The sequence below is a fragment of the Cellulomonas sp. PhB150 genome (assembly GCF_003755175.1).
GTDB lineage: Bacteria > Actinomycetota > Actinomycetes > Actinomycetales > Cellulomonadaceae > Cellulomonas.
In genome coordinates, this window is record NZ_RKHX01000001.1 from 207,093 (window position 1) to 227,642 (window position 20,550).

19 protein-coding genes and 1 tRNA gene are annotated in these 20,550 nt (G+C 72.3%); 15 read left to right on the forward strand and 5 right to left on the reverse strand.

Translation table 11 applies throughout. The features are described from left to right. Nucleotides 1-60: 60 nt before the first annotated feature. On the reverse strand, nt 61-2,229 hold the full coding sequence (tkt, locus tag EDF34_RS00955; RefSeq protein WP_123369521.1) for a transketolase: 2,169 nt from the start codon (nt 2,227-2,229) through the stop codon (nt 61-63). Between the two features lie 429 nt (nt 2,230-2,658). Here tkt and EDF34_RS00960 point away from each other — a divergent pair, with 429 nt between their 5' ends. The 12 genes from EDF34_RS00960 to EDF34_RS01015 all read left to right on the forward strand — a co-directional run bounded on the left by EDF34_RS00960 (nt 2,659) and on the right by EDF34_RS01015 (nt 12,884). Next, nucleotides 2,659-3,528: a heme o synthase gene (locus EDF34_RS00960; protein WP_233575115.1), complete on the forward strand. Its 870-nt coding sequence runs from the start codon at nt 2,659-2,661 to the stop codon at nt 3,526-3,528. 7 nt (nt 3,529-3,535) lie between these two features. Continuing rightward, on the forward strand, nt 3,536-4,489 hold the full coding sequence (locus EDF34_RS00965; RefSeq protein ID WP_123369523.1) for a site-specific tyrosine recombinase XerD: 954 nt from the start codon (nt 3,536-3,538) through the stop codon (nt 4,487-4,489). A gap of 33 nt (nt 4,490-4,522) precedes the next feature. Next, nucleotides 4,523-5,386, forward strand: coding sequence for a ParA family protein (locus tag EDF34_RS00970; RefSeq protein WP_123369524.1), 864 nt, complete (start codon nt 4,523-4,525; stop codon nt 5,384-5,386). Continuing rightward, entirely contained in the window at nt 5,370-6,227 is an 858-nt protein-coding gene (locus EDF34_RS00975; protein ID WP_199737660.1) for a ScpA family protein, read from the forward strand. The genes EDF34_RS00970 and EDF34_RS00975 overlap by 17 nt, the downstream gene beginning before the upstream one ends. Continuing rightward, a complete protein-coding gene (gene scpB / locus EDF34_RS00980) occupies nt 6,224-6,850 on the forward strand; it encodes an SMC-Scp complex subunit ScpB (protein WP_123369526.1) in 627 nt (208 codons plus the stop codon). Before EDF34_RS00975 ends, scpB begins: the two co-directional genes overlap by 4 nt. Further along, a complete protein-coding gene (locus EDF34_RS00985; RefSeq protein ID WP_123369527.1) occupies nt 6,847-7,734 on the forward strand; it encodes a pseudouridine synthase in 888 nt (295 codons plus the stop codon). Before scpB ends, EDF34_RS00985 begins: the two co-directional genes overlap by 4 nt. Continuing rightward, nucleotides 7,731-8,840, forward strand: coding sequence for a prephenate dehydrogenase (locus EDF34_RS00990; protein WP_123369528.1), 1,110 nt, complete (start codon nt 7,731-7,733; stop codon nt 8,838-8,840). Before EDF34_RS00985 ends, EDF34_RS00990 begins: the two co-directional genes overlap by 4 nt. Next, a complete protein-coding gene (gene cmk / locus EDF34_RS00995; protein WP_123369529.1) occupies nt 8,822-9,535 on the forward strand; it encodes a (d)CMP kinase in 714 nt (237 codons plus the stop codon). The genes EDF34_RS00990 and cmk overlap by 19 nt, the downstream gene beginning before the upstream one ends. Then, the gene (locus EDF34_RS01000) at nt 9,532-10,218 is read left to right on the forward strand and encodes a 1-acyl-sn-glycerol-3-phosphate acyltransferase (protein ID WP_123369530.1); all 687 of its coding nucleotides are present in this window, start codon (nt 9,532-9,534) and stop codon (nt 10,216-10,218) included. Before cmk ends, EDF34_RS01000 begins: the two co-directional genes overlap by 4 nt. 44 nt (nt 10,219-10,262) lie before the next feature. After that, nucleotides 10,263-11,738, forward strand: coding sequence for a ribosome biogenesis GTPase Der (der, locus tag EDF34_RS01005; RefSeq protein ID WP_123369531.1), 1,476 nt, complete (start codon nt 10,263-10,265; stop codon nt 11,736-11,738). Then, entirely contained in the window at nt 11,735-12,748 is a 1,014-nt protein-coding gene (locus EDF34_RS17960) for a hypothetical protein (protein ID WP_123369532.1), read from the forward strand. Before der ends, EDF34_RS17960 begins: the two co-directional genes overlap by 4 nt. Before the next feature lie 62 nt (nt 12,749-12,810). Continuing rightward, nucleotides 12,811-12,884: transfer RNA gene (locus EDF34_RS01015), tRNA-Pro, on the forward strand. Between the two features lie 514 nt (nt 12,885-13,398). On the opposite strand, the gene EDF34_RS01020 is transcribed toward EDF34_RS01015, so the two are convergent. Together EDF34_RS01020 and EDF34_RS01025 are read right to left on the reverse strand one after the other, a co-directional pair. Next, nucleotides 13,399-14,202, reverse strand: coding sequence for a hypothetical protein (locus tag EDF34_RS01020; RefSeq protein WP_148076546.1), 804 nt, complete (start codon nt 14,200-14,202; stop codon nt 13,399-13,401). 336 nt (nt 14,203-14,538) lie between these two features. Further along, nucleotides 14,539-14,850 (reverse strand): hypothetical protein, encoded by a 312-nt coding sequence (locus tag EDF34_RS01025; RefSeq protein ID WP_148076547.1) that lies wholly within the window; start codon nt 14,848-14,850, stop codon nt 14,539-14,541. A 223-nt stretch (nt 14,851-15,073) separates the two neighbouring features. Between EDF34_RS01025 and EDF34_RS01030 the strand changes: the two genes are divergently transcribed. From EDF34_RS01030 to EDF34_RS01040, 3 genes are read left to right on the forward strand one after another with little or no spacing between them, the layout of a single operon-like run. Next, nucleotides 15,074-15,772: a histidine phosphatase family protein gene (locus tag EDF34_RS01030; RefSeq protein WP_123369535.1), complete on the forward strand. Its 699-nt coding sequence runs from the start codon at nt 15,074-15,076 to the stop codon at nt 15,770-15,772. 31 nt (nt 15,773-15,803) lie between these two features. After that, nucleotides 15,804-16,352: a DUF3090 domain-containing protein gene (locus tag EDF34_RS01035; RefSeq protein WP_123369536.1), complete on the forward strand. Its 549-nt coding sequence runs from the start codon at nt 15,804-15,806 to the stop codon at nt 16,350-16,352. Beyond that, the gene (locus tag EDF34_RS01040; RefSeq protein ID WP_123369537.1) at nt 16,349-17,122 is read left to right on the forward strand and encodes an SCO1664 family protein; all 774 of its coding nucleotides are present in this window, start codon (nt 16,349-16,351) and stop codon (nt 17,120-17,122) included. Before EDF34_RS01035 ends, EDF34_RS01040 begins: the two co-directional genes overlap by 4 nt. Here the strand turns inward: EDF34_RS01040 and EDF34_RS01045 are convergent. Then, nucleotides 17,119-19,137, reverse strand: coding sequence for a VWA domain-containing protein (locus EDF34_RS01045; RefSeq protein ID WP_123369538.1), 2,019 nt, complete (start codon nt 19,135-19,137; stop codon nt 17,119-17,121). The two genes, EDF34_RS01040 and EDF34_RS01045, sit on opposite strands and share 4 nt — an antisense overlap. Continuing rightward, complete coding sequence (locus tag EDF34_RS01050) at nt 19,130-20,515, reverse strand: sigma 54-interacting transcriptional regulator (RefSeq protein WP_123369539.1); 1,386 nt, start codon at nt 20,513-20,515, stop codon at nt 19,130-19,132. The genes EDF34_RS01045 and EDF34_RS01050 overlap by 8 nt, the downstream gene beginning before the upstream one ends. Between the last annotated feature and the right edge of the window lie 35 nt (nt 20,516-20,550).

The window sequence follows — 20,550 nt, forward strand, 5'->3', positions numbered from 1 at the left end:
TGCGTTCCCGGAGAAGGTCGCGACAGCCCCGCCCGACCGGCGGGGCTGCCGCGGCGTGAGTCAGCCCTGCTGGTCGCCCGTCCCCGTGGCGGTCGGCGTGGCGCCGGCCGACGAGGGGGCCTGGTCGCCGCGGGCTGCGGCGATCGAGTCGTGCGCCGCGGCGACGACGGCCTCGGCGGTGATGCCGAACTCGCGGTAGAGCGTCTCGTAGTCGGCCGAGGCACCGAAGTGCTCGAGCGACACGGAGCGGCCGGCGTCGCCGACGATCTTGTGCCACGAGAGCGCGATGCCCGCCTCGACCGAGACGCGCGCCTTGACCGACGACGGGAGCACCGACTCGCGGTAGGTCTCGTCCTGGTCGGCGAACCACTCGAGCGACGGTGCCGAGACGACGCGCGTCGCGACGCCCGCGGCCTCGAGGGTCTCGCGCGCCTCGACGGCCAGCTGGACCTCGGAACCTGTGCCGACGAGGATCACGTCGGGCGTGCCCGAGCTCGCCTCGAGGAGCACGTACGCGCCGCGGGCCACGCCCTCGGCGGACGCGAAGCCCTCCTCGCCGCGGGGGTAGGTCGGGACGTTCTGGCGGGTGAGGATCAGGCCGACGGGCCCGGAGCGGTGCTCGAGGATCGCCTTCCAGGCCTGCGACGTCTCGTTGGCGTCCGCCGGGCGCACCACGGTCAGGCCCGGGATCGCGCGCAGCGCGGTCAGGTGCTCGACCGGCTGGTGCGTGGGGCCGTCCTCGCCGAGGCCGATGGAGTCGTGCGTCCACACGTAGATCGCCGGGGCGCCCATGAGCGACGCGAGGCGGACCGAGCCGCGCATGTAGTCGGCGAACTGCAGGAACGTGCCGCCGTACGCGCGGGTCAGGCCGTGCAGCACGATGCCGGACAGGATCGCGCCCATGCCGTGCTCGCGGATGCCGAAGTGCAGCGTGCGGCCGTGCTCGTCGCCCGCGAACTCGTGCGTGGAGCGCTTGGCCGGGATGAAGGACGTCGCGCCCTTCATCGTCGTGTTGTTCGAGCCCGCGAGGTCGGCGGAGCCGCCCCACAGCTCGGGCAGCTCGTCGGCGATGGCCGAGAGGACCTCGCCCGACGCGGCACGGGTCGCGACCGCCTTGCCGGCCGGGAACACCGGCAGCGCGGCGTCCCAGCCCTCGGGCAGCTCGTGTGCGACGAGCCGGTCGAGCAGGGCGCCCTTCTCCGGGTTCGCGGCGCGCCAGGCGTCGAAGCCCTTCTGCCACTCGAGCCGGTCGGCGGCGGCACGCGACGCGAGCGCTCGGGTGTGCGCGAGGACGTCTTCGCCGACCTCGAACGTCTGGGCGGGGTCGAAGCCCAGCAGCTCCTTGAGACCGGTGATGGCCTCGGTGCCGAGCTTGGAGCCGTGCGCGGAGTGCTCGTTCGTCTTGGTCGGGGTGGGCCAGGCGATGAGCGTGCGGATCCCGATGAAGGACGGCTTGTCCGTGACGGCCTTGGCCGCCTCGATCGCGGCGTTCAGCGCGTCGACGTCCTCGCGGTACTCGCCGCCCGAGGTCCAGTCGACGAACTGGACGTGCCAGCCGTAGGCCTCGTAGCGCGCCAGCACGTCCTCGGTGAACGCGATCTCGGTGTCGCCCTCGATCGAGATGTGGTTGTCGTCCCACAGCACGATGAGCTCGCCGAGCTCCTGCGTGCCGGCCACCGAGGAGGCCTCGCTGGTCACGCCCTCCTGCAGGTCGCCGTCGGAGCAGATCACGAACGTGTGGTGGTCGAACGGGCTCGTCCCGGGCGCCGCGTCGGGGTCGAGCAGGTTGCGCTCGCGCCGCTGCGCCATCGCGAAGCCGACGGCCGAGGCCAGGCCCTGGCCGAGCGGACCGGTCGTGATCTCCACGCCGGTCGTGTGCTTGTACTCCGGGTGGCCGGGGGTCTTGGAGCCCCACGTGCGCAGCGCCTTGAGGTCGTCGAGCTCGAGCCCGAACCCGCCCAGGTACAGCTGGATGTACTGCGTGAGCGCCGAGTGCCCGGCGGACAGGACGAACCTGTCGCGGCCGAGCCAGTGGGCGTCGGTCGGGTCGTGGCGCAGCACGTTCTGGTAGAGCAGGTAGGCCACGGGAGCCAGGCTGATGGCGGTGCCGGGGTGGCCGTTGCCGACCTTCTCCACAGCATCCGCCGCCAGGATCCGGACGGTGTCGACCGCCCGGACGTCGAGATCTGTCCAGCCGACGGTCTGCGCCAGGGGAGCCTTCGCGTTCACCGCACCTCATTCCCACCCGCACCATCGGTCGGGTGTCGTGTCGGACGTGATCGGGCACCCGCACGGGCGCCGGGCCGGTCCGGCACCCCTGCGCAGCGAGTGCGTGGGGGCGTCGTCGGACCGTGCTCCTCGAGCCTATAGCGCACCCCCGCACCTCCGCCGGGCGTGACCACCTCCGAGGGGAGCGACCGACGTCACAGTGACGAACCGACCCGAGCCGGGCCACCTGCGGGCCTCATCGCGGGTGCAGGCCGTAACATGGCAGCGCGACATTCCCCCCACCTCTGTCATGCGCCGGACCAACCGGCCGGACGACGAACGGATCAGCTGCGCGTGCGCCTCACGAGCCCCCTGCCAGTCGACGACGCCGGAGCGTCGGCCGCGCCGACGACGGCTGCAGGGCCTTCGCGCCGCGGGCTGCGCTCGGTGGTGGCTCCCTACATCGCGCTGACGAAGCCGCGCGTGATCGAGCTGCTGCTCGTCACGACGGTGCCGACGATGATCCTGGCGGCCGGTGGGCTGCCGAGCCTGTGGCTCGTGCTCGCCACGCTCGTGGGCGGCGCCGCGGCGGCGGGCTCGGCGAACGTCCTGAACTGCTACATCGACCGCGACATCGACAAGATCATGAACCGCACCAAGCGGCGGCCGATCGTCACGGGCGAGATCAGCCCGCGAGCGGCGCTCGTGTTCGGCCTCGCGCTGGGCGTCGGTTCGCTCGCCTGGCTGTACCTGGTGGTCAACCCCGCCTCGGCCTGGCTGACGGCGACGGCGATCCTCATCTACGTCGTCGGCTACACGATGATCCTCAAGCGGCGCACGCCGCAGAACATCGTGTGGGGCGGCGCGGCGGGCTGCATGCCGGTGCTGATCGGCTGGTCGGCCGTCACGGGTGGGCTGTCCTGGACGGCGGTGCTGCTGTTCGGGGTCATCTTCTTCTGGACGCCGCCGCACTACTGGCCGCTGTCGATGAAGTTCCGCAACGACTACGCGGCCGCCGGTGTGCCGATGCTGCCCGTCGTCGCCAAGGACACCAAGGTCGCCCGCGAGATGATCGCGTACACCCTGGCGATGATCGCGTGCTCGGTGCTCATCTGGCCCGTGCAGGGCACGACGTGGGTCTACGGGGTGCTGTCGATCGGCCTCGGCCTCTGGTTCCTGTGGACGTGCATCGGGCTGCTCCGTCGCGCGGAGGACCCCAGCCGCGGCAAGCTGCGCGCGATGAGCGTCTTCCATGCCTCGATCACGTACCTGACGCTGCTGTCCGTGGCGCTGTCGGTGGACGTCTTCCTGCCGCTCTGACGTCGGCATGTCCGTGGACCCGGCCGACGACGGCCCGCTGAGGCCGGCTCTCGACACCTACCTGGCCCACCTGACCGTCGAGCGCGGGCTCTCGCCCCACACGCTGTCCGCCTACCGGCGCGACCTCGGGCGCTACCTCGCCTTCCTCGCCGACCGTGGCGTCACGGCGGCGGACCAGGTGGGGGAGCAGGACGTCGAGGCGTTCGTCGTCGCGGTCCGCACGGGCACCGACGGTCGCGCGCCGCTCTCGGCGTCCTCGGCGGCGCGGTGCGTGGTCGCGGTGCGCGGCTGGCACCGGTTCCTGGTGCTCGACGGCGCGACGACCGACGACGCGGCCCGTGCCGTCCGTCCGCCCGCGCAGCCGAAGCGCCTCCCCAAGGCGATCTCGGTCCAGGACGTGACGCGGATCCTCGATGCCGCAGGCCTCGGCGACGGTCCCGTCCCGCTGCGCGACCGTGCGCTGCTCGAGCTCGTGTACGGCACGGGGGCGCGCATCTCGGAGGCCGTGGGCCTGGCGGTCGACGACCTGGACCTGGATCCCGAGCGTGCCTCGGTCCGGCTGCTCGGCAAGGGCCGCAAGGAGCGCGTCGTGCCGGTGGGGTCGTACGCGCGCGAGGCCGTCGAGGCCTACCTGGTGCGCGGTCGGCCCGCGCTCTCGGCCGGTGGCAGGGGCACCTCGTCGGTGTTCCTCAACACCCGCGGTGCCGTGCTGAGCAGGCAGAGCGCGTGGGCGGTGCTCCGGACCGCCGCGCTGAGGTCGGGCATCGACGGTGCCGAGCACGTCTCGCCCCACACGCTGCGGCACTCCTTCGCGACGCACCTGCTCGCGGGCGGCGCCGACGTGCGGGTGGTCCAGGAGCTGCTCGGGCACGCGTCGGTCACCACCACCCAGATCTACACGCTCGTGACCGTCGACAGCCTGCGTGAGGTCTACGCGCAGTCGCACCCGCGCGCCCTCTGAAAAGGCGCGCGACGCGCCGGTAGGGTGTGCGGCGTGGTGAGCCAGCTATCGACCCAGGACCTCGACGCCGTCGGACGGCCCCTGCCGGTGTTCCCCGACCCGGCCCCGCTGGCGTCGCACGGCCCCGCCCGGGTGATCGCGATGTGCAACCAGAAGGGCGGCGTCGGCAAGACCACGACGACCATCAACCTGGCTGCCGCGCTGGCGGAGTACGGCCGTCGCGTGCTCGTCGTCGACTTCGACCCCCAGGGTGCCGCGTCGGTCGGCCTGGGCATCAGCCCGCACGAGCTCGACCGCACCATCTACAACCTGCTGATGGAGCGCGACGCGGCCATCCACGACCTCATCCGCCCGACGGCGACGCCGGGCCTGGACCTGCTGCCCGCGAACATCGACCTGTCCGCCGCGGAGGTCCAGCTCGTCGGCGAGGTCGCGCGCGAGTCCGTGCTGGCCCGCGTGCTGCGGCCGGTCCTCGACGACTACGACGTGGTCCTCGTGGACTGCCAGCCGTCGCTCGGCCTGCTCACCGTCAACGCGCTGACCGCTGCGCACGGCGTGCTCATCCCGCTCGCGTGCGAGTTCTTCGCGCTGCGCGGCGTGGCGCTGCTCGTCGAGACCATCGAGAAGGTGCGCGACAGGCTCAACCCGCGCCTCGAGGTCGACGGGATCCTCGCGACGATGTACGACCCGCGCACGCTGCACGCCCGCGAGGTCGTGGCCCGCGTCCAGGAGGCGTTCGGCGACACTCTGCTGCACACCGTCATCGGGAGGACCGTGAAGTTCCCCGACGCGACCGTGGCCGCCGAGCCGATCACCACGTACGCGCCCACCCACGCCGGCGCGATCGCCTACCGGCAGCTGGCCCGTGAGCTCGTCGCCCGTGGCGACGCCGCCTGACGCACCCGCGGCACCGGCGCCCAGCGGGTCCGCGGGCTTCGAGGTCCACCTCGACAACTTCAGCGGACCGTTCGACCTGCTGCTCGGCCTGATCGCCAAGCACAAGCTCGACATCACCGAGGTCGCGCTCGCGCGCGTGACGGACGAGTTCATCGGGTACATCCGCGAGTCGGGCAAGGACTGGGACCTCGGCCGCGCGTCCGAGTTCCTCGTGGTGGCCGCGACGCTGCTCGACCTCAAGGCGGCCCGGCTGCTGCCGTCGGCCGACGTGGAGGACGCCGAGGACCTCGAGCTGCTCGAGGCGCGGGACCTGCTGTTCGCCCGGCTCCTGCAGTACCGCGCCTACAAAGAGGTCGCGGCGGACCTCGCGGAGAAGTTCGCGACCGAGGGCCGGCGCTTCCCGCGCATCGTGCAGCTCGAGCCCCACCTGGCCGCGCTGCTGCCCGAGCTCGTCTTCCAGATCGGGCCCGACCAGCTCGCGGCGATGGCCGCCAAGGCCGTCGCACCCAAGGCGGCGCCCCCGGGCGTGGACATCAGCCACCTGCACGCGCCGCCCGTGAGCGTGCGCGAGCAGGCGGCCGTCCTCGTCGACCGCCTCCGGCACCAGGGCTCGACGTCCTTCCGCGCGCTCGTGGCGGACGCGGGGTCGACGATCGTCGTGGTCGCGCGGTTCCTCGCGCTGCTCGAGCTGTTCCGCGAGGGAGCAGTCGCGTTCGACCAGGTCACGCCGCTCGGCGAGCTGAACGTGCGGTGGACGGGAGCCGAGGACGGCGAGATCGAGGTGTCTGACGACTTCGACGAGCTGGACACGAGCGCCGAGAGCAAGGAGACCGACGAGTGAGCGAGCAGGACGAGACGAGCATCGACGAGCTGGCGTTCGACGTCGACGACCTCCCGGGCGGCGCGCTGGCGGCGCTCGAGGCGGTGCTCATGGTCGCCGACGAGCCGATCCCCGCGATCCGGCTCGCGTCGGTGCTCGCGCTGCCGACCGAGCGCGTCGCCGACCTGCTCGCCGAGCTCGCCGCCGACTACCGGGGTGAGCAGGGCGGCCGGGCGCGCGGCTTCGAGCTGCGCCAGGTCGGCGACGGCTGGCGCATCTACTCGGCGCCGGTCTACGCGGACGTCGTCGGCCGGTTCATCCTGGACGGGCAGAGCGCGCGCCTGACGCAGGCGGCCCTGGAGACCCTGGCCGTGATCGCCTACCGTCAGCCCGTGACCCGCGGGCAGGTCTCGGCGGTCCGCGGCGTCAACGTCGACGGGGTCGTGCGCACGCTCACGGCCCGCGGGCTGGTGGCCGAGACCGGCACCGACCCGACCAGTGGCGCGCTGCTCTACCAGACCACGGGATACTTCCTTGAGCGGATGGGCCTGTCCAGCCTGGACCAGCTGCCGCCGCTCGCGCCCTACCTGCCGGACATCGACGTGCTCGAGGGTATGGACCAGACGATCGAGGAGTTCAGATGAGCCCGCAGGACCGACGTGGGAACAGCGGCCGACCCGGGGGCAAGGGCGGCAAGCCGACGGGCCGCCCCAGCAGCGGTCGCTCGGGCGCCCCGCGTTCGGCCCCGAGCCGCGCCGCGCGCGCCAAGCCCGCGCCCGAGCCCACGGTCGACGTGCACGACCCCGACGGCGTCCGCCTGCAGAAGGTGCTCGCGACCGCCGGCCTCGGTTCGCGTCGTGCGTGCGAGGACCTCATCGCCTCGGGCCGTGTGACCGTCGACGGCCAGCCGGTCCGTGAGCTCGGCGTCCGCGTCGACCCGGGCAAGGCGATCATCCACGTCGACGGCATGCGGGTGCAGCTCGACACCACGATCATCACGATCGCCCTGAACAAGCCCAAGGGCGTCGTCTCCACGATGCACGACCCCGAGGGTCGGCCCACGATCGCGCAGTTCGTCGCGAACCGTGAGGAGCGGCTGTTCCACGTCGGGCGGCTCGACGCGGAGACCGAGGGCATCATCCTGCTGACGAACGACGGCGAGCTGGCCAACCGGCTCTCGCACCCGTCGCACGGCGTCTCCAAGACGTACCTCGCGCACCTCGACGGCCGTGTGCCGCCGTCGCTCGGAGGCCGCCTGTTGCGCGGCATCGAGCTCGAGGACGGCCCGGTCAAGCTCGAGAAGTTCAACATCGTGCAGGTCACGCCGCAGGCGAGCCTCGTCGAGGTCAGCCTGCACGAGGGCCGCAACCGCATCGTCCGGCGCCTGTTCGAGGAGGTCGGGTACCCGGTGACCGCCCTCGTGCGCACCAGCATCGGCCCGATCCGCCTCGGCGACCTCAAGCCCGGCCGCACGCGCGTGCTCTCGAAGACGGAGGTCGGCTCGCTCATGACCCAGGCGGGGATGTGAGCGCAAGCACCATCGGCCCGGTCCGGATCGTCGGGACCGGGCTCCTGGGCGCCTCCGTCGGGCTCGCGCTGCGCGCGCTCGGCGTCGACGTCGTCCTGGCCGACCCCTCGCGCACGGCCCTCGCCCTCGCGCGGGATGTCGGCGCCGGTCGTCCAGCGGCGCCCGACGACGAGGAGCCGGTGCTCGTCGTCGTCGCCGCACCCCCCGACGTCACGGCCGACGTGGTCGCCGCGGAGCTCGCCGCGCACCCCGCCGCCGTCGTCACCGACCTCGCGAGCGTCAAGGGCTACGTCCTCGACGAGCTCCGGACGTCGGGCGCTGACCTGACCCGGTACGTGGGCTCGCACCCGATGGCCGGGCGGGAGCGCAGCGGCCCGTCGGCGGCCGTCCCCGACCTGTTCCTCGGCCGGCCCTGGGTCATCGCGGCCACCTCCGACTCCCGGCCCGATGCGGTGCTGACCGTGCGCGGGCTCGCCGTCGACCTGGGCGCCGTGCCCGTGTCGCTGGCGGCGGACGCGCACGACGAGGCCGTCGCCCTGGTCTCGCACGTGCCCCAGGTCGTCGCGTCGCTCGCGGCTGCGCGCCTGGCGGAGGCCGACGACGTCGCCCTCGGGCTCGCGGGCCAGGGACTGCGTGACGTCACGCGCATCGCTGCCTCGGACCCGGCGCTGTGGACCTCGATCCTGGCGGCCAACGCGAGCGCCGTGCGCGACGTCCTGGTGTCGGTGCGCTCGGACCTGGACGGCGTCATCGACGCGCTCGCCCTCGCCGCGGCGGCCACGGGGCCGGAGACGGTGGCACCCGGAGCGCTCGCGACGATCGCCCAGGCGGTCGCCGACGGAAACTCGGGGGTCGCGCGGATCCCCGGCAAGCACGGTGGTGCGCAGCGCAGCTACGCGCTGGTGACCGTCCTCGTGCCCGACGCGCCCGGCGAGCTCGCCCGCCTCCTCACGGAGGTCGGCGAGGCGGGCGTCAACCTCGAGGACCTGCACCTCGAGCACGCCGCCGGCCGCCCGGTCGGCATGGCGCAGATCTCGGTGCTGCCCGGCAGCGCCGCACACCTCGAGGCGGAGCTGACAGCCCGCGGATGGAGACTGGTGAGTTGAGCACGTCCCCCCTCGTCATCGCGATCGACGGGCCCTCGGGCTCGGGCAAGTCGAGCGTCTCCAAGGCGGTCGCGCGCTCGCTCGGCCTGTCCTACCTGGACACCGGCGCGATGTACCGCGCCGCGACCTGGTGGTGCCTGCACTCGGGCATCGAGCTCACGGACGCGGCAGCGGTCGCGGACGCCGTGCGCGCGATGCCGCTCGTCATGGGCGTCGACCCGGCGGCACCGTCCGTGACGGTCGGCGGCACCGACATCGGCGAGGCCATCCGGGAGACCTCGATCTCCGCGTCGGTGAGCGCCGTGGCTACCAACCTCGACGTGCGCGCCGAGCTCGGTCGCCTGCAGCGGGCCGCGATCGAGGAGGCGGGCCACGCCGACTCGTTCTCCGAGGGTCGCGGGATCGTCGCCGAGGGCCGCGACATCACGACGGTCGTGGCGCCCGATGCCGACGTCCGCGTGCTGCTCACCGCGTCCGAGGAGGCGCGCCTGGCTCGCCGGTCGCTCGAGGTGCACGGCACGGCCGACGCGGCCTCGGTCGAGGCGACCCGCGACCAGGTGCTGCGCCGCGACGCCGACGACTCGACCGTGGTGCAGTTCCACGTCGCCGCCGACGGCGTCGTGACGGTCGACTCCTCGGACCTCGACTTCGACCAGACCGTGCAGGCGGTGCTCGACGTCGTCGCCGCTCGATGAGCAGCTCCGCCGTCCCGTCGCCCCTCGGTCCGCGCTGGTCGCGCTGGATCGGGCGGTTCCTGGCGCGCGTCGTCTGGAACACCTCGGTCGTCGGCGCGCACCACGTGCCGGTGTCCGGACCGGTGCTGCTGGCGGCCAACCACACGGGCATCGTCGACGGGCCGATCCTCCTGGGCGTCGCGCCGCGGCCGGCGCACGTGCTGGTCAAGGAGGAGATGTTCGTCGGGCCCGTCGGCTGGGTCCTGCGTGCCGCCGGGCAGATCTCCGTCGACCGTGACGGGGGCCGCGCGGCGCTGTCGTCGGCGCTCGGCGTCCTGCGACGTGGAGACGTCGTCGGGATCTTCCCCGAGGGCAACCGCGGCCGGGGGGACGCGACGAACGCCCGCGCCGGCATCGCGTGGCTCGCGCTCAACGGCCGGGCGCCCGTCGTCCCGGTGGCCGTGCTGGGCACGCGCCGGACGGGGGAGTCGGTGAACCGGCTGCCCGGGCTGCGGCGCCGCCTGGTGGTCGAGTTCGGGGCACCGATCGTCGTGGAGCGGTCCGCGACGGTGACGGGTCGAGAGGCGCTGGTCACAGCCAACGACGCGATCCGGACCGCGCTGGCGGACCTCGTCACGCACGCATCGACCCGCACGGGGCTCTCGCTGCCGACCGACGACCCCCTCCGGGAGCGGCGCGGCTGAGGCCGGGGTCGTCTTTCGGTGCCGTGACAGGGGACAATGGGGCCATGACCGAGATCGACCCTGCCCTGACGCTGCCCGACGAGGCCAGCGACGCCGACCGCGAGCGGGCTCTTCGCGCCGGCCTGGCGGACTACGAGCTCGCCGACGACGACCTGGCGCTGCTCGACGGCGTCGACGGCGGTGCGCGCCTCGAGGCCGCCGCCCGCGCCCTGCCCGTGCTGGCCGTCATCGGCCGCCCGAACGTCGGCAAGTCGACCCTCGTCAACCGCATCCTCGGCCGCCGCGAGGCCGTCGTCGAGGACAAGCCCGGCGTCACGCGTGACCGCGTGAGCTACCCGGCCGAGTGGGCCGGCACCCACTTCACGCTCGTCGACACGGGCGGCTGGGAGGTCGACGTCGCCGGCATCGAGGCCCGCGTCGCCGAGCAGGCGGAGGTCGCCATCAGCCTGGCCGACGCCGTGCTGTTCGTCGTCGACGCGACGGTCGGCACCACGAACACCGACGAGCAGGTCGTGCGCCTGCTGCGCAAGGCGGGCAAGCCCGTCGTGCTCTGCGCCAACAAGGTCGACGGGCCCGCCGGCGAGGCCGACGCCTTCGCGCTGTGGTCGCTCGGCCTCGGCGAGCCCTACCCCGTCTCCGCCCTGCACGGCCGCGGTACCGGTGACCTCCTGGACGCCGTCCTCGATGCGCTGCCCGAGATCTCCGAGCACGGCGTGCTGCGCCCGGACGGCCCGCGCCGCGTGGCCCTCGTCGGCCGCCCGAACGTCGGCAAGTCCTCGCTGCTCAACAAGGTCGTCGGCGCCGACCGCGTGGTCGTCCACGAGGTCGCCGGCACCACGCGCGACCCGGTCGACGAGCTCGTCGAGCTCAAGGGCAAGCCCTGGATCTTCGTCGACACCGCCGGCATCCGGCGCCGCGTGCACCAGACGTCGGGCGCCGACTTCTACGCCTCGCTGCGCACGCAGGCCGCGATCGAGAAGGCCGAGGTGGCCGTCGTACTCGTCGACGCCTCGGTGAAGATGACCGAGCAGGACACCCGCGTGATCACGCAGGTCGTCGAGGCCGGGCGCGCGCTCGTCATCGCGTACAACAAGTGGGACCTCATGGACGAGGACCGCCGACCGTTCCTCGAGCGCGAGATCGAGCAGGACCTCGTGCAGGTGCAGTGGGCGCCGCGCGTCAACGTCTCGGCCCGCACCGGCTGGCACACCGACCGACTCGTGCCGGCCCTCGAGCGCTCGCTCGAGTCCTGGGACACGCGCATCTCGACCGGGCGCCTCAACGCGTTCCTCGGCGAGCTCGTCGCGGCACACCCGCACCCGGTGCGCGGGGGCAAGCAGCCCCGCATCCTGTTCGCCACGCAGGCGTCCACGCGCCCGCCGCGCTTCGTGATCTTCACCACGGGCTTCCTCGACCCCGGCTACCGCCGGTACATCGAGCGCCGCCTGCGCGAGACCTTCGGGTTCGAGGGCACGCCCATCTCCATCTCGGTGCGTGTGCGGGAGAAGCGCCGGCGGTGAACCGGACGCGGCGTGCGTTCCTGCGCCTCGGCCTCCCGCGCGACCAGTCGGCCGTCCGTCACCTGACGGGCTTCCTGGTCTCCGCGGTGGCGACGGTGCTGGTGACGCGCGGTCTGCTCGCGGCCTCCGGGTACCCGCAGGTCGGCGGCGACGGTCTGCACCTGTCGCACGTGCTGTGGGGCGGGCTGCTCATGGCGCTGGCGTTCGTCGTCGTGCTCTCGTTCGTCGGTCCCGTCGCCCGGCCCGTCGCCGCCGTCGTCGGTGGCGTGGGGTTCGGGCTGTTCGTCGACGAGATCGGCAAGTTCGTCACGTCGGACTACGACTACTTCTACGCGCCCGCGGCCGCCCTCGTGTACCTGGTGATCGTCGCGCTGGCTCTCGTCGCCGAGGCGGTCCACGGGCGGCGGGAACCCGCTCCGGAGGAGCTGCTGGCGGCAGCCGTCGACGCGGCCGCAGCCGGTGTGGCGGGCGGATTCACCCGCCGCACGCGCGCCAACGCCGAGGACCTGCTGGAGCGGGCCGGTGACGTCGAGGGCGCGAGCGAGGTCGCCGCGCTGCTGGCCGCGATCCCGCACGACCGGCACGAGCTTCCGGACCCGACCACGGCGGTCGCGGACTTCGTCGTGCGGACGACGCACCACGTGATCCGCGCGCGGTGGGTGCCGGCCGCGGCTGTCGTCGTGCTCGTCGCCACCGCTGCCGCCTCCATCTGGCGCGCGACCCAGGCGTCCGCGTCGGCGTTCGTGCTCGGGGGAGTGATCGCGGGGGCGGTGCTCACTGCCGCGCTGTGCGTGGTCGGGCTGCTCTTCGTCGGTAGCGACCGGGAGCGCGGGTTCCGCTGGTTCCACCGCGCCGTCCTGGTGTCGCTGCTCGTGACCCAGGTGTTCCTGTTCCGGCTCGACCAGTGGGGCGCGGTGATCGGCCTGGCGGTCGACCTGCTGGTCCTGGGTGTCATCTCGGCGGAGGTCGACGCCCTGCGCCGGCACCGCCGCGAGGCCCGCGGGTCGTGAGCGCGGCCTGGCCACCCTCTCTCGTACGGTAGGCTCTTCGATGTTCCTGCGGGGGCCGAATTCGGGCTGTGGCGCAGCTTGGTAGCGCACTTGACTGGGGGTCAAGGGGTCGCAGGTTCAAATCCTGTCAGCCCGACCGATAAAGTTGCAGGTCAGAGTAGGTTTTTCGTAACGGCGGTCGCTTCTGCGGCCGCCGTTACGGCGTTCTGACCGTAGTTCACGGCACGGCTCACTGGAGACGTTCGCCCGGAGCTGTGATGCCTCGCCGCTCATCCACCGACGCGTGCGATCGAGGCTCGCAGAACCGCGGAACTGCCACCTGAGGTGTGTCAGTGCCCTGACGGGCGTGGGGGTTCAAGTCCCCCTCCGGACACCGCATTTCTACACACCCGCCTCGCTGAGGTAGGGCGGGTGTGTAGCCCAATTTCCGGCGCTACGAGCGTAGGGTGCAGGACTGTTGAGACAGCAGGTATGAACCCGTTCCGTTGAGGGGCCTGCACACTCCAGCCGTCATTGCGAGCATCTCGCGAGTAGTTCAGGCGATCTCGGGCTACAAGACACCTGGGGGCGCGCCTCTGGCGGTGCCCGATGCCCGTACAGCCGCCGCTTTCGCTCCCGCACTCCGAGCGAGCCACCTCCTAGGAGTGCAGTCACGTCGGGGTAGAGCGAACCCACCCGCGCGCGGCCACCAACGCGGCTAGGTCAAGCAGGACAGTCTGGAGTTCAGCGACGGAGTCCCTCAGCCAGGTCGTCCGCACGCGGTCCCAGATCCTCCATCCCTCCACCGTCCGGACGACCGCGAGTCCTGGCTCCCTGAACTCGCCCACCGGCGGGCGCCAGCCAGGCACGCGGAGAGCAAATCCATCGACGGCGTAAATCGCCCCGGGGACGTCGGACTCGCGGACAGTTGTGGCTCGCCCGAAGCTCCACCACGGATGCCCGCGGTCCGGCACGAGCGTGAGCAGCCTCTTCAGGTCGTCCAGTTTGCTTTCGGCGAAGATATGCGGAGCCTCCATCGCCGCCGCAAGTCCCATTGCGCTCACGTCCGCGAAAGGTGCAGCCCACCCAGCCAGCGACTCAGCCGCACGCATCCGCCAGTTCTGGTGGCCCCAACTCTGGACCATCGCATGCTCGAGCTCGACCGGGTAGCCCGATTCCGCTCCGGCGCTGACGCGGCGCACGGTGCGTCCGGCCCGGAAGGCGACATGCCAGACAGAACTTGACTCCACTCCCAGCCCAAGCACCGGGCCGCGCGTCTCCTCCTCGATCAGCGCGACAGGCGGGATCACATCGCCGGCGTAGAAGACCTCTTCGGGGACGAGGCACTGCCAACCGTCGGTGCGTGCCCACGAGTACGGCCCTTCAACGACCAGGTGCTCGATCGCGTTGTTGATGCGCAGTTCGGTCAGCGGGCGGTCCCAGCGGGCGACTATGTAAGTGGCGTAGATGCTCAAGCCCAAATCGAACCATATCGCCCACCGCTTGTGGTTCAGTCCATGCCGGTGCCGCGTGCGGCCGACGCTAGGAGAGCCAGTCGGTGTGGCTCTCAACTTGGCGGGAATGCGCGGCGTGAACGCTCGCCCTCGACGAGTTCGTCCACAACCCCTCTCGGTATTGTCTTGATGCGTCCCCCGCAGGCTTCTGAGGGTCTCGTGCTCTGCTCGTCCGTTCCCACCTGACTCCCCGTGGGTGCGAGTGTTGTGCGAGAAACGCTCATCGGCCCACCAGCGAAGATGAGTCCCCCTCGGAGTAAGAAGCTCCGAGCTCCGGCGCGGCAGGGCTACGGAATCTCAGAGGATGCCTTCTTCGGCCGCGCCCTGGGGGGCCGAAGACTGCTTTCCGGTTCCGGCGATGTACCCGGCGATGGTGCCGAGAAGTGTGTATGCCCCGGTCTTGGCTTCACTCGTGACGTCGGCGAAGATGAGAACAGTTCCGAGCGTGGCAATCAGGATCAAGCCATAGGCCTTGACGAAGTTGGCGCTGAACTTCCCGCCCTTTGTCATCCGGTAGGCCTGGAGCCCGACGATGCCGAGCATGGCGAATGCCCCGAAGACGAGGATCGGCCAGTACGTCAATGAACTGCTCGTCGTTGCGTCAGCCATCACTGTGCCTCTCGATTCCATCTGTGCGGGCTCGATCGTGAGGAAACGGAGCAGTCCAACTGCGGTCGGGCCGCTGACGCCGTAAGAGACGCTCCTCGCACTCGGGGGCGCTGGCAATGAGAGTTGCGGGTGATTCCTGGTGGCTGGTGCACATGGCGTGTGGAACGCGTCGGGTGGGGAAGGGTTCGCCGCGCGTGGCACGGTGGGCACCTAGGCTCGGCACATGCCGACCGTCCTGCTCGTCCGTCATGGCCGCACCACCGCGAACGCGCAGGGCATCCTGGCCGGCCGCACCGCCGGGGTCCGGCTGGACGACGTCGGCCGCCGACAGGCGGCGAAGGCGGCTGAGCGGATGGCCGGCGTGCCGCTCGTCGCCGTCGTGACGAGCCCGTTGGAGCGGTGCCGCCAGACTGCACGGATCCTCGTCGAACGGCAGGAGGCCGAGGTCACGACGAGCGTCGAGCGCGGCATCACCGAGTGCGACTACGGGCAGTGGCAGGGCCTCGCGCTGCGTGACCTCGCGCGCGAGCCGCTGTGGGAGGTCGTGCAGCGGCAGCCCTCGGCGGCGGTGTTCCCAGGCGGCGAGTCGATGGCGGCGATGCAGGCCAGGAGCGTGGAGGCGATCCGGCGGCACGACGCCCGCGTCCTGGACGAGCACGGAGCAGGCGCAGTGTGGGTTGCGGTCGCGCACGGCGACATCATCAAGTCGATCCTCGCGGACGCGCTCGGGATGCATCTCGACCTGTTCCAGCGGATCGCCGTCGGGCCGGCGTCCGTGTCGGTGATCCGGTACGGGAAGCACCGGCCGGAGGTCGTCGCCACGAACACGGACTCCGGCGACCTGTCGTGGTTGCGCGCTGCCCCGGTGGCAGACGACGCACCCGTCGGCGGTGGTTCCGGACCCGAGCAGCCCACCTCCTGACGGACGTCGCGCGCGCTCGTAGAGTGGGGGCATGCCCACTCTCGTGCACGAGTTCGACTGGCCGGACCGCGTCGTCGTCGGCACCGTCGGCCGCCCGGGGTCGCGTGCCTTCTACCTGCAGGCGCGGACCGGGAGCCGCACCGCGAGCGTCGCGCTGGAGAAGGAGCAGTCCGCGGTCCTGGCCGAGACGCTCGACCGGCTCCTCGACGAGCTCATGGCCGAGCCCGACAACCGGTGGAGCATCCCCGCGGAGGCGCCGGCCGAGCTCATCGACGACGAGCCGCTGGACCAGCCGGTCGAGCAGGACTTCCGGACGGGGTCGATGAGGCTCAACTGGGACCCGCGCACGGCGCAGGTCGTGGTCGAGGCCTACCCCGTCGTCGAGGGCGCCGAGGACGACGACGAGCCGGACGACGCCGAGCCCACCGAGCTGCTGCGGATCCGGATGCCCGTCGGCACGGCACGGGCGTTCGTCGCGCGCACCCGCGCCGTCGTCCGCTCCGGCCGGCCCGCCTGCCCGCTGTGCGGGGCGCCCGTCGACGACGACCAGCACGTCTGCGCCGCGCCGGACGCTCCGTGACCGCTGCGCACGTCGACCTCGAGACGGGTGAGCTCACGGTCGTCGGGCGCATCCGGGTCGCGTCCAACGCGACGTTCCGCGCCACGATCGGCGAGGTCGACGTGGTCTACAAGCCGGTCGCGGGGGAGAAGCCGCTCTGGGACTTCCCGGACGGGACCCTGGCGGGCCGCGAGGTCGCGGCGTACCTCGTCTCCGAGTCCCTCGGGTGGGGCATCGTGCCTCCCACCTGGCTGCGCGGCGGGCCCCTGGGCGAGGGCATGGTGCAGCTGTGGCAGGACGAGGACCCGGCGCAGGACCCGGTCGACGTCGTCCCGACCAGCGCGGTGCCGGCCGGCGGGTGGCGTCCGGTCTTCCAGGGCGTCGACGGCGACGACCAGCCGGTGACCCTGGGGCACGAGGACTCGCGCGCGCTGCGCCGGATCGCGGTGCTCGACGCGGTGATCAACAACGCCGACCGCAAGGGCGGCCACGTCCTGCCGCTGGCGGACGGGCGGCGGCTCGGGATCGACCACGGCGTCGCCTTCCACGTCGAGCCGAAGCTCCGGACGGTGCTGTGGGGCTGGTTGGGCGAGCCGCTGGACGACGACGAGCTCGCGGGGGTCGCCCGCGTGCGGGCCGACCTCGACGGCGACCTCGCTGACCGGCTGCGCGCGCTGCTCACCGACCTGGAGATCGCCGCGCTGGCAGGGCGCTGCGAGCGGTTGCTGCGCACCGCGGTGTTCCCGGCGCACGAGAGCGACATGCCCGCCGTCCCCTGGCCCCTCTTCTAGCCGAACGGGTCCTCGTCGCGACCCCAGCCACCGAACGCGCCGTTGCGACGCGAGTCCAGGTAGGAGCCGATGACGGCCGCGCTGAGGTCGTCGGTGTCCGTCGCGACGACCGTGCCGCCGACCCGGCGCGCCATGCCGTCGACGAACCTGGCCAGCCCCGGGTCGTCGCCCAAGCGGAAGAAGGTGGTGCGGGCGCCCAGGCGCATGGAGGCGTCGAGCTCGCGCACCGAGATCGCGATCGTCGCCGGGGCCGGCGGGTAGTCGAAGAACACCTCACCGTCGGCCTCCAGGTGGGAGGTCGGCTCGCCGTCGGTGACGATCAGGAGCACCGGCTGGGCGTTGGGGTGCTTGCGGAAGTGCCGGTTGGCCAGCAGCAGCGCGTGGTGCAGGTTCGTGCCCTTCTCCCACTTGGCGTCGAGGCCGACGAGCTCCTCGATGGGCATCACCGACGCCGAGCGGCCGAACCCGATGAGCTGCAGGTCGTCGCCCCGGAACCGGCTGGTGATCAGGGTGTGCAGCGCCAGCGTGGTGCGCTTCATCGGCACCCAGCGGCCTTCCATCGCCATCGAGAAGGACGTGTCGACGAGGAGCGCGACGCAGGCCTGCGTGCGCGCCTCGGTCTCCTGCACCTCGACGTCGCCGATCTCGACCCGGACGCTGCCGTTGCCCTGCCTGCCCGTGCGGACGAGGGCGTTCGTCAGGGTCCGCGTGACGTCCCACGGCTCGGTGTCGCCGAACTCCCACTCCCGGGTCGCGCCGGACAGCTCGCCCGCCGCGCCGGCCCGGCGCACCTCGTGCCCACCCGTGCGGCCGGACATGGTCTCGGCGACGGCGCGCAGGATCTCCTTGCCGAGCTGGCGCATCGCCTTGGGGGTCAGCGCAAGGCGCCCGTCGTCGCCGCGGCGGATCGCGCCGGACCGCTTGAGCTCGCGCTCGAGGCGCTGCAGGGTGCGTGCGTCGACGACGGCGTCGGGGCCGAGCTGACGCGCGAGCTGGTCGAGGTCCAGGTCGTCGAGCTGTGAGCCCTGGTAGGACTGCGCGAGCTGCTCGGCGAGCTCGTCGAGGTCGGCCAGGTCCTGGAAGACCCCCGTGCCGTCACCGAGGCCGAGCCCGTTCTGGCCGTTCATGCGCTCCGCCCCGGCCCAGTCCTCGCCGGGGCGCAGGGAACGCAGGTTGTCGTCCATCTGCGCGAGGGCGTCCATGAGGTCCGGAGAGCCGAACGCTTGCTGTGCGAGGGCGTCCAGCTCGCGGCGCTGGTCGGCGGTCATCGAGTTGCGCATCCGCTGGGCGGCCGCGGCGCGCTGCGCCAGCGAGTCGAGCAGCTCGTCGATCGTCTGCGGCTGCTCGGGGAAGTAGTCGCCGTGCTGGCTCATGAAGTCGTCGAACTGCTGCTGGGTGTCCTCGCCTCGGCGGTGCGCGTCGAGGAGCTCGTTGAGGTCGCCCAGCATCTGCCGCAGTGCGGCACGATCCTCGTCGGTCGCCTCGGACAGCGCCTGCTTCATCCCGGCGAACCGCTGGTCGAGCATCTCTCGGCCCAGGAGGTCCTTGATCTTCTCGAACTCCTGCCGTGCCTCGCCGCTCCGCCAGGCGTACTCGTTGAGCTCGCTCACGGCCGCCGCCGGCGACGCCGGGAGGTTGTCGAGCTGCATCTGGGCGAGCGCCCGGTCGCCCTCGTCCATCTCGACGTCCCGCGCGAGCTGCTTGCGCTCCGCCAGCACGGCCCGGTCCAGCAGCTCCTTGACCTCGCGGAGGGTGCCGTCGAGGTTGTTGCGGCTGGTCAGCTCGCGGCGACGTTCCGCAACCCGGCGCGCGAGCTCGTCGAGCCCCGGACGGTCGGCGCCGCCCCGGCGCAAGTACTCGCGCAGCGCCGCCTCCGCCGACGAGCCCGCCATGACGTCCTCGCCGATGGCTGCGAGCGCCTCGGTCAGGTCGAGCGGTGGAGCCAGTGGGTCGGGGCCGTCCACGTACGCGGTGTACCGCGCTGGGCCGGTGAGCCGCCGGTTGGCCCTAGCCATAGATGATCTCGCCGTCCCCGGTCTCCTTGCTGAGCCGCCGCGAGAGGTACAGGCCCTCGAGGGCGAGCTCGATCGCGCTGGCGCGCTGGCCGTCGTTCGTCGCCCCGAGTCGCTCGCCGATCTCGTCGTACAGCTCGGACTCCCCGAGCGACGGCAGGGCACCCAGGAGGTCGCGGGCGACGACCTGCTCGCCGGTGCTCACCATCGCGCCACGCTGGATCGCGTCCACCAGCAGCCCCAGGTCGAGCCCGCCGAGGTGCGCCCGGACCGTCTCGGCCGTCGCCATGCGCAGCAGGTGGTCGAGGATCTCGTCCTCGCGGCCGTCCTCGCCTGCCTCGAACTCCACCTTGCCGGCCAGCACGTCGACGGCGGCCTCCAGGTCGACCGGCCGGGCCACAGCCTCCGGCTCGCCCTGCCGTGCGGCGCGGTGGAGCGCTGCCGCCGCGACCGTCTCGGCACCGGCGATCGTGAATCGTGCGCTCACGCCGCTGCGCTGGTCGACGGCGCTGGACTCGCGCAGCGACCGCGTGAAGCGCGCGAGGATCTCGACGAGGTGGTCCGGCACGTCCGCGACCAGCGTGGCCTCCTGCCTCACCACCGCGATCTCGTCGGCCAGGGCGATCGGGTAGTGCGTGCGGATCTCGGCGCCGAACCGGTCCTTGAGCGGCGTGATGATCCGGCCGCGGTTGGTGTAGTCCTCGGGATTCGCACTCGCCACGACGAGCACGTCCAGCGGCAGACGCAGGACGTACCCGCGGATCTGGATGTCGCGCTCCTCCATCACGTTGAGCAGCGAGACCTGGATCCGCTCGGCGAGGTCGGGCAGCTCGTTGATGGCGACGAGGCCGCGATGGCTGCGCGGGATCAGGCCGAAGTGGATCGTCTCCGGGTCCCCGAGCGCCCGCCCCTCGGCGACCTTCATCGGGTCGACGTCGCCGATGAGGTCCGCGACGCTCGTGTCCGGCGTCGCGAGCTTCTCGACGTAGCGCTCCTCGCGGTGGCGCCAGACGACCGGCAGGTCGTCGCCGAGCTCGGCCGCGCGGCGGATGCTCGCCGACGTGATCGGCTCGTACGGGTGCTCGCCGATCTCCGAGCCCTCGATGACCGGGGACCACTCGTCCAGCAGGCCCACGAGGGTCCGCAGGATGCGGGTCTTGCCCTGCCCGCGTTCGCCGAGGAGCACGATGTCGTGGCCCGCGAGCAGGGCCCGCTCGAGCTGCGGGATCACGGTCGACTCGAAGCCGTGGATGCCCGGCCACGGGTCGCGCCCCTCGCGGAGGGCGGCCAGGAGGTTGTCGCGGATCTCGGTGCGGACCGTGGTGTGCAGGTGGCCCGAGGCCCGGAGCTGGCCGACGGTTGCCACGTCAGGGTGCGTCATTCTTCCGACACTAACCCCGCGTGGGCGAACGCGAC